We start from the raw sequence: 17,146 nt of genomic DNA, 5'->3' as shown, positions 1-17,146 counted from the left end.
GATTTCGTTTCACAATGATGCCCAAAAGGAGACCGTTTCTATGAGCAATGCATCCTCATCCTCCATCGAGTCCGTGCTGGTGGAAAACCGCGTTTTCCCGCCGTCCGAAGCCACCGTGAGCGCGGCCCGCGTCTCGGGCATGGCGGGCTACGAGACGCTGCGCGCCGAGGCCGAGAAGGATTTCGAAGGCTTCTGGGCCAGCCGCGCCCGCGAGCATGTGCAGTGGACCAAGCCCTTTACCCGCGTGCTGGACGAATCCAACCCGCCGTTCTTCAAGTGGTTCGACGACGGCGAGCTCAACGCCAGCGCCAACTGCCTCGATAAACATATGGGCACGCCGGTCGAGAACAAGACCGCGATCATCTTCGAGGCCGATGACGGCGCGGTCACCAAGGTCAGCTACAAGGAGCTGCTGGCGCGCGTGGCGCAGTTCGCCAATGCGCTCAAGGCCCAGGGCGTGCAAAAGGGCGACCGCGTGCTGATCTACATGCCGATGACCGTCGAGGGCATCGTCGCCATGCAGGCCTGCGCGCGCATCGGCGCCACGCACAGCGTGGTCTTCGGCGGCTTCTCGGCCAAGGCGGTCAACGAGCGCGTGATCGACGCCGGCGCCAGCCTCATCATCACCGCCAACTACCAGATGCGCGGCGGCAAGGAACTGCCACTGAAGGCCATCGTCGACGAGGCGCTCGCCATGGGCGGCTGCGACACGGTCAAGAAGGTGCTGGTGTTTGAGCGCACCGCCACCGCCTACCACAAGGTGGCCGGGCGCGACCTGAGCTTCGCCGAGGCGCTGGCCGGCCAGGGCAGCGAATGCGCGCCGGTGGCCGTGAACGCCGAACACCCGCTGTTCATCCTCTACACCAGCGGCTCCACTGGCAAGCCCAAGGGCGTGCAGCACGCCACCGGCGGCTACATCCTGTGGGCCAAGATGACCATGGAGTGGACCTTCGACATCCGCCCCGAGGACGTGTTCTGGTGCACGGCCGACATCGGCTGGATCACCGGCCACACCTACATCGCCTACGGCCCGCTGGCGGCCGGCGCCACGCAGGTGGTGTTCGAGGGCGTGCCCACCTACCCGGATGCGGGCCGCTTCTGGCAGATGATCGAGCGCCACAAGGTCAGCATCTTCTACACCGCGCCCACGGCCATCCGCTCGCTGATCAAGGCGGCCGACTCCGACCCCAAGGTGCACCCGAAGAACTGGGACCTGTCCAGCCTGCGCCTGCTGGGCTCGGTGGGCGAGCCGATCAACCCCGAAGCCTGGATGTGGTACTACCGGAACGTGGGTGGCGAGCGCTGCCCCATCGTGGATACCTTCTGGCAGACCGAGAACGGCGGCCACGTCATCACCCCGCTGCCGGGCGCGACGCCGCTGGTGCCGGGCTCGTGCACGCTGCCGCTGCCGGGCATCGCCGCCGCCATCGTCGACGAGACCGGCAAGGAGCTGCCCAACGGCGCGGGCGGCATGCTGGTCATCCTGCGGCCCTGGCCCTCGATGATCCGCACCATCTGGAATGACCCCGAGCGCTTCAAGAAGGCCTACTTCCCCGAGGAGATGGGCGGCAGCATCTACCTGGCCGGCGACGGTGCGGTGCGCGATGCCAAGACCGGCTATTTCCGCATCACCGGCCGCATCGACGACGTGCTCAACGTCTCGGGCCACCGCATGGGCACGATGGAGATCGAGTCGGCCCTGGTGGCCAAGACCGACCTGGTGGCCGAGGCCGCCGTGGTGGGCCGCCCCGACGACATGACTGGCGAGGCCATCTGTGCCTTCGTGGTCTTGAAGCGCGCGCGCCCCACCGGCGAAGAGGCCAAGCAGATCGCCAAGGAGCTGCGCGACTGGGTGGCCAAGGAGATCGGCCCCATCGCCAAGCCCAAGGACATCCGCTTCGGCGACAACCTGCCCAAGACCCGCAGCGGCAAGATCATGCGCCGCCTGCTGCGCTCCATCGCCAAGGGCGAGGCGATCACGCAGGACACGTCTACTTTAGAGAATCCGGCCATCCTGGATCAGTTGGCTGAAACCAACTGATCCAGGGCGCGCCGCGAGGCGCGGAGGGCGAAGCCCCTGGCCGGGTTGGGGGAGCACTCATGTCGCGTAGCGACGTGATGTGATCACCAGAACCCTTGTTGCGCTGGATCAGTTGGCCGAAACCAACTGATCCGCCGTACCTGCCACGAAAAACCGGAGCCCGCTCCGGTTTTTTCATTTTGATGCAATCTTGCCCGGAACGGGGAATGCGGCAAGCCGGCCGGCACATGCTAAGGTAATCACCATTCCAAGCATCCAGGAGTCTCTATGCGAACCATCGTCCTACTCATCATCGCGTTGGCGATCGCCGGCCTCGCGGCCCTGAACTGGCCCGTGCTGGCCGCGCATTCGGCGGTGAACCTGGGCTTTACCACGGTCGAGGCGCCGCTCGGGGTGGTGATGCTGGGGCTCACGGTTTTGCTGTGCGTGCTGTTCATCGCCTATGTGCTGTCGCTGCAGGGCTCGGTGCTGCTCGAAGCGCGCCGCCACAACAAGGAAATGCAGGCCCAGCGCGACCTGGCCGACAAGGCCGAGGCCTCGCGCATCACCGAGCTGCGCCAGCTGCTGGAGCGCCAGCATGCCGAGCGGCAGTCGTCGGTGCTGACGCGGCTGGATGCGCTGGAGGCCCGCATCGTGCAGCGCGCGCAGGAGTCCGACAACAGCAACGCAGCCTATATCGGCCAGCTGGAAGAGCGTTTGCGCCACGAGAAGGCCGCGCGCGATCTGGGCGAGATATCCAGCCACTCGTGATGTGGCCTGACTCGGAAAACCGTAGCAAAAAATCCAGCGGGGTAAACGCCTAAGAAAGCGCACCTAAAGAGTTTCCCTAGTGGACGGCCGTGCAGAAAATCATAGCATTGGCGCATCTGAAAAACGGCGTTGTCCGCTTGCGGGCCACGCCGAATTTTTTCCAGGAACCTGTTTATGGTGCGATGCCAATGAGTGATGTGATTCTTCAGACCACCGAGCTGACCAAGGAGTTTCGGGGGTTCACGGCGGTGAGCAACGTCAACCTGTCTGTGGCGCGTGGCTCCATCCACGCGCTCATCGGCCCCAACGGGGCCGGCAAGACCACCTGCTTCAACCTGCTGACCAAGTTCCTCACGCCGACCAAGGGTGTCATCCGCTTCAACGGCATCGACATCACCCGCGAAGAGCCGGCGCAGATCGCGCGCCGCGGCGTGATCCGCTCGTTCCAGATCTCGGCGGTGTTCCCGCACCTGACGCTGCTGGAGAACGTGCGCGTGGGTCTGCAGCGCGGCCTGGGCACGGCCTTTCACTTCTGGCGCAGCGAGCGCACGCTCACGCAGCTCAACGAGCGCGCGCTGGCGCTGCTCGACGAAGTGGGCCTGGCCCATATGGCCCACGAGATGACCGTCAACCTGCCCTATGGCCAGAAGCGGGCGCTGGAGATCGCCACCACGCTGGGCATGGAGCCCGAGCTGATGCTGCTGGACGAGCCCACGCAGGGCATGGGCCACGAAGACGTGGACCGCGTGACCCAGCTGATCAAGAAAGTCTCCGCGGGCCGCACCATCCTGATGGTCGAGCACAACATGAAGGTGATCTCCACCATCGCCGACCGCATCACGGTGCTGCAGCGCGGCGCGGTGCTGGCCGAAGGCGACTACCAGACGGTATCGCAGAACCCGCAGGTGATGGAGGCCTACATGGGCACGACCGACGGCCAACTCCAAGGGGCCCACTGAGCATGAACAACGCAACGACTCCCGCGCTCGAAATCAACGACCTGCAGGCCTGGTACGGTGAATCGCATGTGCTGCACGGCGTGCAGATGCGCGTGATGCCCGGCGAAGTGGTGACCCTGCTGGGGCGCAACGGCGCCGGCCGTACCTCGACCATGCGCGCGGTGATGGGCCTGACCGGCGCGCGCAAGGGCTCGATCAAGATCCACGGCGTGGAGACCATCCAGATGCCCACGCACCGCATCGCCCACCTGGGCGTGGGCTACTGCCCGGAAGAGCGCGGTATCTTCGCCAGCCTCTCGTGCGAGGAGAACCTGATGCTGCCGCCGGCGCTCAAGACCGGCACCGAAGGCATGTCGGTGGAAGAGATCTATGCCATGTTCCCCAACCTGGCCGAGCGGCGCCAGAGCCAGGGCACGCGGCTGTCGGGCGGCGAGCAGCAGATGCTGGCGGTGGCGCGCATTTTGCGCACCGGCGCCAAGCTGCTCTTGCTCGACGAGATCTCGGAGGGGCTGGCGCCGGTGATCGTGCAGGCGCTGGCGCGCATGATCGTGAGCCTGCGCCAGAAGGGCTACACCATCGTGATGGTGGAGCAGAACTTCCGCTTTGCGGCGCCGCTGGCCGACCGGCTATACGTGATGGAGCACGGGCAGATCGTGGAGCAGTTCGGCGCTGCGGAGCTGGAGGCGAAGATGCCCCTGCTCAATACCTTGCTCGGCGTCTGATCGGGCGCTTGGATTTTTTTGGTTCACATGGGAGCTTGATCATGAAAGTGAAAATGAAGTTGTTGGCCCAGGCCGCCTGCCTGATGGCGCTGTCCGCCGCCGCAGGTGCGCATGCGCAGGAGAAAGTGAAGATCGGTTTCATCACCGATATGTCGAGCCTGTACGCCGACGTCGAGGGCAAGAACGGCGCGGTCGCGATCCAGATGGCGATCGACGACTTCGGCGGCAAGGTGCTGGGCCAGCCCATCGAGATGATATCCGCCGACCACCAGAACAAGGCCGACATCGCCGCGTCCAAGGCGCGCGAATGGATCGACACCCAGGGTGTGACCCTGCTGTTCGGCGGCACCAACTCGGGCACCGCGCTGGCGGCGGCCAAGGTGGCGCAGGAGAAAAAGCGCATCTACTTCAACAGCGGCGCCGGCTCGTCGGCCCTGACCAACGAGCAGTGCAGCCCCTATACCGTGCACTATGCCTACGATACCGTGGCGCTGGCCAAGGGCACCGGCGGCGCGGTGGTGGGCCGTGGCGGCAAGAGCTGGTTCTTCCTGACGGCCGACTATGCCTTCGGCCACTCGCTGGAGAACGACACGGCAGCCGTGGTCAAGGCCAGCGGCGGCACCGTGGTGGGCTCGGTCAAGCACCCGCTCAACGCCTCCGACTTCTCCTCCTTCCTGCTGCAGGCGCAGAACTCCAAGGCCCAGGTGCTAGGCCTGGCGAATGCCGGCGGCGACTTCATCAACAGCGTCAAGGCGGCCAAGGAATTCGGCATCAACAAGACCATGAAGACCGCCGGCCTGCTGGTGTTCCTGACCGACATCCACAGCCTGGGGCTGAAGAATACCGAAGGCCTGCTGCACACGGTGAGCTGGTACTGGGACATGAACGACGCCTCGCGCAAGTTCGGCGAGAAGTTCTTTGCCAAGACCAAGCGCATGCCCACCGACATCCATGCGGCCGACTATTCCGCCACGATGAACTACCTGAAGGCGGTGGAGGCGGTGAAGTCCACCGACGCCGACAAGGTGATGGCCTACCTCAAGAGCCATCCGATCAACGATTTCTACGGCAAGGGCGTGATCCGCCCCGACGGCCGCTATGCGCACGACATGTACCTGGTGGAAGTGAAGTCGCAGGCCGAATCCAAGAAGCCCTGGGACTACCTGAAGGTGCTGCAGACGCTGCCCGCCGACACGGTCTGGACCACCAAGGCCGAGTCGAAGTGCGCGCTCTGGAAGTGAGTGCGTAGGTCGTTCATCCACTGCTGCGTGAGCCCCCCATGGACATATTCGGAGTTTCAATGCCCGCGATGCTGAGCCAGCTGCTGCTGGGTCTGGTCAACGGCTCGTTCTACGCCATCCTCAGCCTGGGGTTGGCAGTCATCTTCGGCCTGCTCAATGTGATCAACTTTGCGCACGGCGCGCTGTTCATGCTGGGGGCCATGGCAACCTGGATGGCCATGACCTACTTCCAGATCAACTACTGGTGGATGCTGCTGCTGTCGCCGCTGATCGTGGGGGTCATAGGCGTGTTGATCGAGCGGCTGCTGCTGCGCTGGATCTACAAGCTCGACCACCTGTACGGGCTGCTGCTCACGCTGGGGCTGGCGCTGATGATCGAAGGCGTGTTTCGCTCGCTCTACGGCGTCTCGGGCCTGGGCTACGACACGCCCGAGCTGCTCGAAGGCGCCACCAACCTGGGCGTGATGATGCTGCCCAACTACCGCATGTGGGTGGTGGTGGCCTCGCTCGTGGTCTGCATCGCCACCTGGTTCGTGATCGAGAAGACCCGCCTGGGCGCCTACCTGCGCGCCGGCACCGAGAACCCGCGCCTGGTGGAGGCCTTCGGCGTCAACGTGCCGCTGATGATCACGCTCACCTACGCCTTCGGCGTGGCGCTGGCCGCGTTCGCCGGCGTGCTGGCCGCGCCGGTCTACCAGGTCACGCCGCTGATGGGGCAGAACCTGATCATCACCGTGTTCGCGGTGGTGGTGATCGGTGGCATGGGCTCCATCATGGGCGCCATCGTCACCGGGCTGGGGCTGGGGGTGATCGAAGGCCTGACCAAGGTGTTCTACCCCGAGGCCTCGGCCACCGTGGTGTTCGTCATCATGGTGCTGGTGCTGCTGGTGCGCCCGGCCGGCCTGTTTGGCAAAGCGAAGTGAGGACGAGGGGATGAATTCCAAGAAGTTTGCCAAATGGGGCTACGGCCTGCTGCTGCTGGGCCTGCTGCTGGCACCGGCGATGGGCGCCTACCCGGTGTTCGTGATGAAGCTCATGTGCTTCGCGCTGTTCGCCTGCGCCTTCAATCTGCTGCTGGGCTACACCGGGCTGCTGTCGTTCGGCCACGCGGCCTTCTTCGGCGGCGCGGCCTACATCACCGGCCACACCATCAAGACCTGGGGCCTCACGCCCGAGCTCGGCATTCTGGCTGGCGTTGCATTCGGCGCGCTGCTGGGCCTGGTGTTCGGCTGGCTGGCGATCCGCCGCCAGGGCATCTACTTCTCGATGATCACGCTGGCGCTGGCGCAGATGCTGTTCTTCGCCTGCCTGCAGTTGCCGTTCACCGGCGGCGAGGACGGCCTGCAGGCGGTGCCGCGCGGCAAGCTGTTCGGCGTCATCAGCCTGGAGAGCGACCTGGCCATGTACTACCTGTGCCTGGTGGTGGTGGCGCTGGCCTTTTTGCTGATCGTGCGCGCCGTGCACTCGCCGTTCGGGCAGGTGCTCAAGGCCATCAAGGAAAACGAGCCGCGCGCCACCTCGCTGGGCTACGACGTGGACCGTTTCAAGCTGCTGGCCTTCGTGATCTCGGCGGCGCTGGCCGGGCTGGCCGGCTCGCTCAAGACCGTGGTGCTGGGCTTCGCGACGCTGACCGACGTGCACTGGACCGCTTCGGGCCAGGTGATCCTGATGACGCTGGTGGGGGGGCTTGGCACGCTGTCGGGCCCGATCATGGGCTCGGCGCTGATCGTGGCGCTGGAAAACAAGATCGGCGACATCGGCACCGCGCTGTCGCGCATGACCGGCGTGGAGTGGTTCAGCACGCTGGGTGAGTCGGTGACGATCGTCACCGGCCTGATCTTCGTGATCTGCGTGCTGGCCTTCCGCCGCGGCGTGATGGGCGAGGTGATCGCCTGGCTCGACCGCAAGAAGGCGCATTGAAGAGCAGCGCGGAGCGCCCTACGCTCCCCGCTACTGCGTTGGGTCGCTGCCCCTCCAAGAGGGGTAATGCCGTTCACTTAAGCCAGTGAACTGAATGAGTCCCTCAGGAGCCCCCGCGTAGCGGGCAAGCATGAAGCCTTGTTTTGAGGCCAGAGGCCGGGGCGAGTCCCGGCCTCTGCCATCAAACCTGCGCACTGGCTGGCAGCAGTTTCGGCTTGCCTAAGTGAACGGCATTACTTCAAGAGGGGCGCTTTTTATCTTGGGGCGGCCCGGAGATAAAAATAGGAGCTGCTAGCGCCCAATGGGTATGGGTTTCAGATAGAAAACTATCTGAAACCCTTTTGTATCATGCGCTGAAAGCTTCTTTTTTTGATAGCTTTGCCGGCAGCCGCCGTCAGCCCTGCAACTGCTGCACGGCCGCATCCAGCCACTGCTGCAGTGCATCGGGCGCATCGCAGGCGATGGCGCGGCGCGCGGGCATGCTGCGCAGCCAGGTGATCTGGCGCTTGGCGAGCTGGCGCGTGGCGGCGATGCCGCGCTCGCGCATCTCGGCCCACAGCGGCGGGGGCACGTCGGACTCGGCCTGCACCTGGATGCCCTGGGCCGCGCAGGCATCGAGCATTTCCCACATCTGGCGGTAGCCCACGCAGCGCATCGAGGGCAGGCCCAGGTGCAGCGATTCGTCCTGGCGCAGCGCCAGCACTTCCTGCAGCAGGCCCTGGCGCAGCATGGCGTCGTAGCGCAGCGCGATGCGCTCGTGCAGCCAGCCGCGGCTTGCGGGCTCCAGGCTGAAGAGGGCAAAGCCGGGCGCCAGGCGCAGCAGGGGCGAGGCGCCGGGCGCCTGGTCGCGGGTATGAAAACTCGACAGCGGCCTGCCAGTGCTGCGCCAGACCTCCAGCGCCCGCTGGATGCGCTGGCTGTCCGCCGGGGCCAGGCGCGCCGCGGTGGCCGGATCGACCTGGGCCAGCTGCGCATGCAGCGCCGGCCAGCCCAGCCGCGCGGCCTCGGCATCGATGGCGGCGCGCAGCTCGGGGGCGGCGGACGGGATGTCGTCGATGCCGTCGATCAGCGCCTTGAAGTACAGCATGGTGCCGCCCACCAGCAGGCTGGCGGCGCCGCGGCGGTGGATGTCCGCGATCAGCGCGAGCGCCTCGCGCACGAACTCGGCGGCGCTGTAGGAATCGCGCGGGCTGCGGATGTCGAGCAGGTGGTGCGGAATGCCGGCCTGCTCCGCTGCCGTGGGCTTGGCCGTGCCTATGTCCATGCCGCGGTAGATCAGCGCTGAATCCACGCTGATGATCTCCACCGGCAGCCGGGGCGCCAGCCGCTGGGCCAGCGCGATCGCGGCGCCGGTCTTGCCGGATGCGGTCGGGCCGGCCAGGCCGATGCACAGGGGAGAGCGGGGATTCAAGGTGTTGGTGGGCTTGGGATTGAGTGCAGCGCGAGTGTAGAACGAAAAAGGGAGCCCGAGGGCTCCCTGCGCATGCGGAGGCAAGAAGGCTTACAGCACGCCCTGGGCCAGCATGGCGTCGGCCACCTTGACGAAGCCGGCGATGTTGGCACCGTCGATGTAGCTCACCGTGCCGTCCTCGCGCTTGCCGTGTTTGAGGCAGGCGGCGTGGATGCCCTGCATGATCTGCAGCAGGCGGGCATCGACTTCGTCGCGCGTCCACGACAGGCGCATGGCGTTCTGGCTCATCTCCAGGCCCGAGGTGGCCACGCCGCCGGCGTTCGATGCCTTGCCGGGCGCATACAGCACGCCCGCGGCCTCGAAGGCCTTGGCGGCCTCGATGGTCGAAGGCATGTTGGCGCCTTCGGCCACGCACTGCACGCCGTTGGCGATGAGCTGCTTGGCGTCGGCCTCGTTCAGCTCGTTCTGCGTGGCGCAGGGCAGGGCCACGTCGACCTTGATGTGCCACGGCGTCTTGCCGGCGAAGAATTCCACGCCCCGCACCTTGGCGGCGTACTCGTTCACGCGGCCGTAGTGGTGGTTCTTCACGTCCATCAGGATGGCCAGCTTCTCCGGCGTGAAGCCGTCCGGGTCGTACACCGTGCCCGACGAGTCGGACACCGTAACCACCTTGGCGCCCAGCTCCATGGCCTTCTCGACCGCATACTGCGCCACGTTGCCCGAGCCCGAGACCGAGACGGTCTTGCCGGCGAACGACTGGCCGCGCGTGGCCAGCATCTCTTGCGCGAAGTAGACCGTGCCGTAGCCGGTGGCCTCGGGGCGGATCAGCGAGCCGCCGAAGGACAGGCCCTTGCCGGTGAACACGCTGGCCGAGCTGTTGGACAGCTTCTTGTACATGCCGGCCATGAAGCCGACTTCGCGGCCGCCCACGCCGATGTCGCCGGCGGGCACGTCGGTGTCGGGGCCTACGTGGCGGAACAGCTCGGCCGCGAAGGCCTGGCAAAAGCGCATCACCTCGGCCGGGCTCTTGCCCTTGGGGTCGAAGTCCGAGCCGCCCTTGCCGCCGCCCATGGGCAGCGTGGTCAGCGCGTTCTTGAAGGTTTGCTCGAAGGCCAGGAACTTGAGCACCGACAGCGTCACCGACGGGTGGAAGCGCAGCCCGCCCTTGAAGGGGCCGATGGCCATGCTGTGCTGGATGCGGTAGCCGCGGTTGACCTGCACCTGGCCGTGGTCGTCGGTCCAGCACACGCGGAAGCTGATGGCGCGCTCGGGCTCCACCAGGCGCTCGAGCAGGCCATGTTCGGCATAGCGCGGGTGCTTCTCGATGAAGGGCCACAAGCTCTCCATCACTTCGGTCACGGCCTGCAGGAACTCAGGCTGGCCGGGGTTGCGCTGCTCTACATAGCTCAGGAACTGCTCAAGGGACTGGTACTTCATGACGGCAAGGCTCTTTCTTTTAGAAGAAATTCACAGAAGACCGGATCGTCTCCGGCGTGCACAACGGTGGTGCGCAATGCACCAAAACCCATCATTATGCCGAAAAGTTATGCCGGCATGCATAGAAATTTACAGCAGAAGACTTGCAACCAAATCACCATGAATGCGTTTCAGGCCAATTTGGTGCATTTCTGGCGCATCCGTTGCACCAAATTGGCGGATGGCAACCGATGTCCAGCCGGTGACAGCAGGCTATTCATTCGTGGCGAACAGGGCTTTTGCGCGCCGAGATGGCGGTATGCAGTTGCGTGCTTAATAATTGCCTGGGAAATAATTTCATCTGTCATGATTAAGCAGGCAAGCAATTCAATAACCGAGCCGCCGGACGCTCCGGCCGCGGGCGGCTGCGCGCCGCCGCTGCTCAATGCAATGGACTACCACTGCTGGCTGATGCGCATCGTCACCGTGATGGCGCGGGCCGAGGTTGACCGGCGCATGGAGCCGCTGGGGCTGACGCAGGCGCAGTGGATGCCGGTGCTGCACCTGGCCGCAGGCCGGGCGCAGACCGCGGCCGAGCTGGCGCGCAACTGCATGCAGTCGCCCGGCGCGATGACGCGCATGATCGACCGCCTGGTAGACAAGGGCATCATCGAGCGCGAGCGCTCGACCACCGACCGCCGCGTGGTGCGGCTGCGCCTCACGCCCGAGGGCCAGCGCTGCGCGGCGCAGCTGCCCGACATCGTCAAGGGCGTGAACCACGACGTGCTCAGCCCGCTGGATGCCGAAGAGCGCCAGCAGTTTCAGCGCTATCTGCTGCGCGTCTACACCGCGCTGCCGCAGACCGTCCATTGCAATGCCGAGCTGCTGCCGGTGCGCGTCAACACCGACGGCACCTGGCAGTTCGGCTCGCCCTGCGCGGGCCGCCATCCGAATCCAGAGAAGGAAGATTCATGAACCTCGATAACAGCAGCATGCCGCGGCGTGCCGTGGGTGCGGCGGCATTGGCCTGCCTGGCCTGCATCGCGCTGGCCGGCTGCGCCGACATGGGCGGCATCCATACCACCGCGCAGCTGCGCACGCCCGAAACCCTGGGCCTGGCCGGCCATTCGGCTGCCGACCAGGCGGCGCGCATTTCGTCCGTCGATGCGCAATGGTGGAGCCAGCTCGGCGACGAGCGGCTCGACCGCTATGTGGCCGAGGCGCTGGCCGACAGCCCCTCGCTGCGCATCGCGCAGGCGCGCATCGCCAAGGCGGCTGCCGCGGTGCAGCTGGCGCATGCCAACCAGCTGCCGCAGCTCAGCGGCCAGACCAGCGTGATGCGCCAGCATTTCAGCGCCAACGCGATCTACCCGGCGCCGCTGGGCGGCTCGAACCAGACCATGGCCTCGGCGGAGCTGGACGGCCGCTGGTCGCTGGACCTGTTTGGCAAGGACCGCGCCTTGCTGGAAGCGGCGGTGGGCGGCGTGCGCGCCGCCGAGGCCGACCGCGATGCCGCGCGCGTGCTGCTCGCGAGCCGCATCGTGCAGACCTATGTGCAGCTGGCGCGGCTGCAGGAGCAGGAGGCGGTGGCCGAGCGCGCGGTAGCGCAGCGCAGCGACACGCTCAAGCTGGTGCGCGAGCGCTTCGACGCCGGCCTGGACACGCGCCTGGAGGTGCGCCAGAGCGAGGGCGGCGTGCCCGAGGCCCGGGTGCAGCTGGCCCAGGTGCAGGAGCAAAAGCAGCTGGCGCGCAATGCGCTGGCCGCCTTGCTCGGCAGGCCGGCCGAGGCCGCGTCGATCAGCGCTTCGCCGCTGGCCGCGCTGAAGCTGCCGGCGCTGCCGCAGCAGCTGCCGGCCAACCTGCTGGGCCGCCGCGCCGACGTGGCGGCCGCGCGCTGGCGCGTCGAGGCCGCGCAGCACGACATCGCCGCGGCCAAGGCGGCGTTCTATCCGGACATCAATCTCAGCGCCTTCGTCGGCCTGTCCAGCCTGGGCCTGAATGAATTCCTCAAGGGCAGCAGCCGCCAGTGGGGCGTGGGGCCGGCGCTGAGCCTGCCGATCTTCGACGGCGGCCGCCTGCGCGCCAACCTGCGCGGCAAGTCGGCCGACTACGACTCCGCGGTCGAGAACTACAACCAGACGGTGATCGAGGCGGTGCACGACGTGGCCGACCAGATCGTCGGCGTGCAGTCGGCGCAGGCGCAGCAGGACGACCAGCGCGCCGCGGCGCAGGCCGCGCAAAGCGCCTACGAGCTGGCGCGCCAGCGCTATGCCGCGGGGCTGGGCACCTATCTCAATGTGCTGTCGGCTGAAACCAATGTGTTGCAGCAGCGCCGCTCCGCGGTGGACCTGCAGGCCCGCATCCTCACCAGCCATGCCGCGCTGGCGCAGGCGCTGGGCGGCGGCTATGCCGATACCGGCGCGGCCGCCAATCCCGCAGCCGCCACGGCGCAAGTGGCGGCGCGCGGCGGCTGAGCGCATCTGCGAATCCACCCATAACTTTGCAAAAAATACTTCGCACGGAATCCAATATGTCCAACAATGCATCGAATACCGCAAGCCCGGCACCCGCTCCCGCGTCGCAGCCGCCGAGCCGCAAGAAATGGCTGGTGCGCCTGACCGCGCTGGTCGTGCTCGCCGGCGCCGCCTATGGCGTCTACGACTGGGTGCTCAACAGCCACTTCGAGGAAACCGACAACGCCTACGTGCAGGGCAATATCGTGCAGATCACGCCGCAGACCGCGGGCACGGTGCAGGCCATCATGGCCGACGAGACCGACTATGTGAAGGAGGGCCAGGTGCTGGTGCGGCTCGATCCGGCCGATGCCAACGTGGCTTTCGAGCAGGCCAAGGCCAACCTGGCCCAGGCGGTGCGCCAGGTACGCACCCTGTATGTGAACAACGGCTCGCTGAACGCGCAGATCGCGCTGCGCGAGGCCGAGGTGGCCAAGGCCCGCAACGATGTGGAGCGCGCGGCCAGCGATCTCAAGCGCCGCCAGGCGCTGTCGGGCAATGGCGCGGTCTCCAAGGAAGAGCTCAGCCATGCGCAAAGCCAGCTCGATGCCGCACGGGCCGCGCTCAGCGCTGCGCAGGCCGCGGTGAAGACCGCGCGCGAGCAACTGGCGAGCAACCAGTCGCTGACCGAGGGCATCTCCATCCCCGACCATCCGAACGTGCAGGCCGCGGCCGCCAAGCTGCGCGAGGCCTATCTGGCCCAGCAGCGCTCGGCGCTGGTCTCGCCGGTGGACGGTGTGGTGGGCAAGCGCTCGGTGCAGGTGGGCCAGCGCGTGTCGCCGGGCACGCCGCTGATGACGGTGGTGCCCATGCACGCGCTGTGGGTCGAGGCCAACTTCAAGGAAAACCAGCTGCGCAACCTGCGCCTGGGCCAGCCGGCCAAGCTGGTGGCCGACCTCTACGGCAAGAAGGTGGAATACACCGGCACCATCGAAGGCCTGGGCGTGGGCACGGGCGCGGCCTTCTCGCTGCTGCCGGCGCAAAACGCCACCGGCAACTGGATCAAGGTGGTGCAGCGCGTGCCGGTGCGCATCGCGCTCGACCCCAGGCAGCTCGATGAGCACCCGCTGCGCGTGGGCCTGTCGATGGTGGTCGATGTGGACATCCGCAACCAGGACGGCAAGATGCTGGCCGAGGCGCCGCGCAAGGAGCCGCTGGCGCAGACCGATGTCTACGCCGCGCAGGACAAGGGCGCCAACGCGGTGATCGCCCAGGTGATCGCCGACAACGCGGGCAAGCGCCTGTAAGCGGACGGGCGGGGCAAACATGGCTTCTCCCAACCAGGCTGCGCTGCCGCATCCGCCGCTGGAAGGCTCGGCGCGCGCGCTGGGCACGGTGGCGCTGTCGGCCGCGGTGTTCATGAACGTGCTGGACACCTCGATCGCCAACGTCTCGCTGCCCGCGATCGCGGGCGATCTGGGCGTCAGCACCAACCAGGGCACCTGGGTGATCACCAGCTTTGCGGTGGCCAATGCGATCTCGGTGCCGCTGACCGGCTGGCTGTCGATGCGCTTCGGCCAGGTGCGGCTGTTCGTGCTCAGCGTGCTGCTGTTCGTGATCTCCTCGTGGCTGTGCGGCATGGCGCCGAACATGACGCTGCTGATTGCCTTTCGCGTGCTGCAGGGCTTCGTCGCCGGGCCGATGATCCCGCTGTCGCAGTCGTTGCTGCTGGCCAGCTACCCCAAGGCCATGGCGGGCACCGCCATGGCCTTCTGGTCGATGACCACGCTGATCGCGCCGGTGATGGGGCCGCTGCTGGGCGGCTGGATCACCGACAACATGAGCTGGCCGTGGATCTTCTACATCAACGTGCCGGTGGGCATCCTGGCGGTGGTGGCCACCTGGAGCATCTTCCGCAACCGCGATACGCCGCGGCTGTCGCTGCCCATCGACGGCATCGGGCTGGCACTGTTGGTGGTGTGGGTGTCGTCAATGCAGATCATGCTGGACATCGGCAAGGAGCACGACTGGTTCCAGTCGCCGCTGGTGGTGGCCTGCGCCGCGATCGCGGCCATCGGTTTCGCGTACTTCCTGGTCTGGGAGCTGGGCGACAAGCACCCGGTGGTGGACCTGCGCCTGTTCAGGAACCGCAACTTCTGGGCCGGCACGCTGGCGATCTCGGTGGGCTACGGGCTGTTCTTTGGCAACGTGGTGCTGCTGCCGCTGTGGCTGCAGCAGTTCATGGGCTATACCGCCACCGACGCCGGCATGGTGATGGCGCCGGTGGGCCTGCTGGCCCTGGTGCTGTCGCCAGTGGTGGGCAAGACCATTCACAAGGTCGATCCGCGCCGCTATGCCACCGCGGCCTTCCTGGTGTTCGCGCTGGTGCTGTGGATGCGCTCGCGCTTCAGCACCCAGGTGGACCTGACCACGATCATGATCCCCACCATCATCCAGGGCGTGGCCATGGCCGGCTTCTTCATCCCGCTGATGACGCTCACGCTCAGCGAGATACCGCCCGAGAAGATGGCCAGCGCCTCGGGCCTGTCGAACTTCGTGCGCATCACCTGCGGCGCGGTGGGCACCTCGATCTCCACCACGCTGTGGGAGCGGCGCGCCAGCCTGCACCATGCGCAGCTGGTGGAGCACATCAGCCTTGGCGACGGCCCCACGCAGCTGGCGCTGAACGGCCTGCAGGCCGCCGGCCTGAGCCAGCAGCAGGCACTGGCGCAGATCGACCGCATGGTCAACCAGCAGGCCTTCATGCTCGCGGCCAACGACATCTTTTGGGGCTCGGCGCTGCTGTTCCTGCTGTTGATCCCGCTGGTGTGGCTGGCCCACCGCGGCGGCGGCGCGGGCGCGGATGCGGCCTCGGCCGCGCATTGAGGGGGCGCTGGCTATAAGGCCAGCCTTCAATCCAGCCGTATCGAGCCGCGCAGTCGCTGGTTGATGTAGTCCACCAGCCACAGCAGGCTGCCGCGCCAAAAGCCATGCAGCCGCGCCTGGTGGCTGCGGTACAGCATCACATGGCTGAGCTGGGCCAGGCGCCCCTGGATGGTCGTGCCTTCGAGAAAGCCGAACTGGCCCAGCGACGCGAAGGCGTCGTACTCGCCCAGCGACACGATGGAGCCGAAGTTGCGGTACTTGAAATCCGGTATCGGCCGGCCTTGCAGCATGGCGCCGGGCAGGTAGCGGATCAGGTGCTGCGCCTGCTGGTGCGCGACCTGCGCGGTCGGCCCCAGCGGGCGCTGCATGCCGGGCAGGGTGAGGCTGGCGCAGTCGCCCACCGCGTAGATGCGTGCATCGAGCGTGGTCTGCAGCGACGGCAGCACCACCAGCTGGTTGTTGGGGCTGGTGGCCAGGCCATCGAGGCGCGTCAGGAAATCGGGTGCCTTGACGCCGGCGGCCCATACCGGCAGCGACACCGGAATGCGCTCGCCGTTTTTCAGCACGAAGCCCTCGGCATCCACCGCGCCGACGAAGGCCTCGGTCAGCACGCGTATGCCCAGCGCTTCGAGCCGCGCTCGGGTGGCGGCCGAGATGTCTTCGGGAAAAGCCGCCAGCAGCCGCGGGCCGCTTTCCAGCAGCGTGATGGTCACATGCTCGCGCAGCCCATGCGCGCCATAGCCCACGCTGCTTTCCACCAGCTGCACCAGCTCGGCCGCCAGCTCCACGCCGGTGGCGCCGCCGCCGACGATGCCGATGCGCAGCCGGGACTGCTGCGACAGGCATTGCAGCAGGCGCAGCCGCACCTCGTCGTGGAAGGCATCGGCCTGCTGGCGCGAGTCGATGCGGTAGCAATACTCGGCGGCCCCGGGGGTGCCGAAATCGTTGGCCTCGCTGCCGATGGCGATGACCAGCGTGTCATAGCTCAGCTCGCGCGCGGGAATCAGCAGGCGTCCGTCCGGCGCATGCACCGGCGCCAGCTGGATCTCCCGCGCGGTGCGGTTCAGCCCCTGCAGCGCGCCCGGCTGGAAGGTGAAGCCCGCCTGCCGCGCCTGCGCGAGAAAGGCGGTCTGCTGTTGCGAGATATCGCTGGTGCCGGCCGCGATCGTGTGCAGCATGGGCTTCCACACATGGGCCGAGTCGCTGTCCACCAGGATCACGTCGAGCGCGCCCCGCCAGCGCCGCTGGCGCGCCAGCGTGCTGGCGATCTCCAGCCCGGCCACGCCGCCGCCAACGATCACCAGGCGATGCGATGGGGTCTTGCCGGCCATGGGTTTTCTCCTGGTA

At 66.8% G+C, this 17,146-nt stretch carries 14 protein-coding genes; 11 read left to right on the top strand and 3 right to left on the bottom strand.

The annotated features are described in order from the left end of the window. The first annotated feature begins 40 nt into the window (after positions 1-40). From acs to ACODRX_RS08085, 7 genes are all read left to right on the top strand, one after another. On the top strand, positions 41-2,041 hold the full coding sequence (acs, locus tag ACODRX_RS08115) for an acetate--CoA ligase (protein ID WP_488870812.1): 2,001 nt from the start codon (positions 41-43) through the stop codon (positions 2,039-2,041). Positions 2,042-2,308: 267 nt separating this feature from the next. Beyond that, a complete protein-coding gene (locus ACODRX_RS08110) occupies positions 2,309-2,791 on the top strand; it encodes a LapA family protein (protein ID WP_488870810.1) in 483 nt (160 codons plus the stop codon). A 188-nt stretch (positions 2,792-2,979) separates the two neighbouring features. Next, complete coding sequence (locus ACODRX_RS08105) at positions 2,980-3,750, top strand: ABC transporter ATP-binding protein (protein ID WP_488870809.1); 771 nt, start codon at positions 2,980-2,982, stop codon at positions 3,748-3,750. Positions 3,751-3,752: 2 nt separating this feature from the next. Then, a complete protein-coding gene (locus ACODRX_RS08100; protein WP_488870808.1) occupies positions 3,753-4,472 on the top strand; it encodes an ABC transporter ATP-binding protein in 720 nt (239 codons plus the stop codon). Between the two features lie 47 nt (positions 4,473-4,519). Then, complete coding sequence (locus ACODRX_RS08095) at positions 4,520-5,713, top strand: ABC transporter substrate-binding protein (RefSeq protein WP_488870937.1); 1,194 nt, start codon at positions 4,520-4,522, stop codon at positions 5,711-5,713. 38 nt (positions 5,714-5,751) lie between these two features. After that, entirely contained in the window at positions 5,752-6,636 is an 885-nt protein-coding gene (locus tag ACODRX_RS08090) for a branched-chain amino acid ABC transporter permease (RefSeq protein ID WP_488870807.1), read from the top strand. Between the two features lie 10 nt (positions 6,637-6,646). Continuing rightward, entirely contained in the window at positions 6,647-7,633 is a 987-nt protein-coding gene (locus ACODRX_RS08085; RefSeq protein WP_488870806.1) for a branched-chain amino acid ABC transporter permease, read from the top strand. Positions 7,634-8,027: 394 nt separating this feature from the next. Here ACODRX_RS08085 and miaA read toward each other — a convergent pair whose 3' ends face one another. Beyond that, entirely contained in the window at positions 8,028-9,044 is a 1,017-nt protein-coding gene (miaA, locus tag ACODRX_RS08080; RefSeq protein WP_488870804.1) for a tRNA (adenosine(37)-N6)-dimethylallyltransferase MiaA, read from the bottom strand. Positions 9,045-9,134: 90 nt separating this feature from the next. Next, on the bottom strand, positions 9,135-10,481 hold the full coding sequence (gene gdhA / locus ACODRX_RS08075; protein WP_488870803.1) for an NADP-specific glutamate dehydrogenase: 1,347 nt from the start codon (positions 10,479-10,481) through the stop codon (positions 9,135-9,137). A gap of 345 nt (positions 10,482-10,826) precedes the next feature. Here gdhA and ACODRX_RS08070 point away from each other — a divergent pair, with 345 nt between their 5' ends. From ACODRX_RS08070 to ACODRX_RS08055, 4 genes are read left to right on the top strand one after another with little or no spacing between them, the layout of a single operon-like run. Further along, positions 10,827-11,435 (top strand): MarR family winged helix-turn-helix transcriptional regulator, encoded by a 609-nt coding sequence (locus ACODRX_RS08070; protein WP_488870801.1) that lies wholly within the window; start codon positions 10,827-10,829, stop codon positions 11,433-11,435. Then, entirely contained in the window at positions 11,432-12,934 is a 1,503-nt protein-coding gene (locus ACODRX_RS08065; protein WP_488870799.1) for an efflux transporter outer membrane subunit, read from the top strand. Before ACODRX_RS08070 ends, ACODRX_RS08065 begins: the two co-directional genes overlap by 4 nt. Positions 12,935-12,990: 56 nt before the next feature. Then, positions 12,991-14,220, top strand: a complete 1,230-nt coding sequence (locus ACODRX_RS08060) for an EmrA/EmrK family multidrug efflux transporter periplasmic adaptor subunit (protein WP_488870797.1) — start codon at positions 12,991-12,993, stop codon at positions 14,218-14,220. A 19-nt stretch (positions 14,221-14,239) separates the two neighbouring features. Next, positions 14,240-15,799, top strand: coding sequence for a DHA2 family efflux MFS transporter permease subunit (locus tag ACODRX_RS08055; protein WP_488870795.1), 1,560 nt, complete (start codon positions 14,240-14,242; stop codon positions 15,797-15,799). A 26-nt stretch (positions 15,800-15,825) separates the two neighbouring features. Here the strand turns inward: ACODRX_RS08055 and ACODRX_RS08050 are convergent, their stop codons facing one another. After that, positions 15,826-17,130: an NAD(P)/FAD-dependent oxidoreductase gene (locus tag ACODRX_RS08050; protein WP_488870793.1), complete on the bottom strand. Its 1,305-nt coding sequence runs from the start codon at positions 17,128-17,130 to the stop codon at positions 15,826-15,828. Positions 17,131-17,146: the final 16 nt, after the last annotated feature.

This window comes from Comamonas sp. FG99 (genome assembly GCF_057808605.1).
Note: the sequence above shows the minus strand (reverse complement) of the source record. Positions and strands in the feature narration are given on the sequence as shown.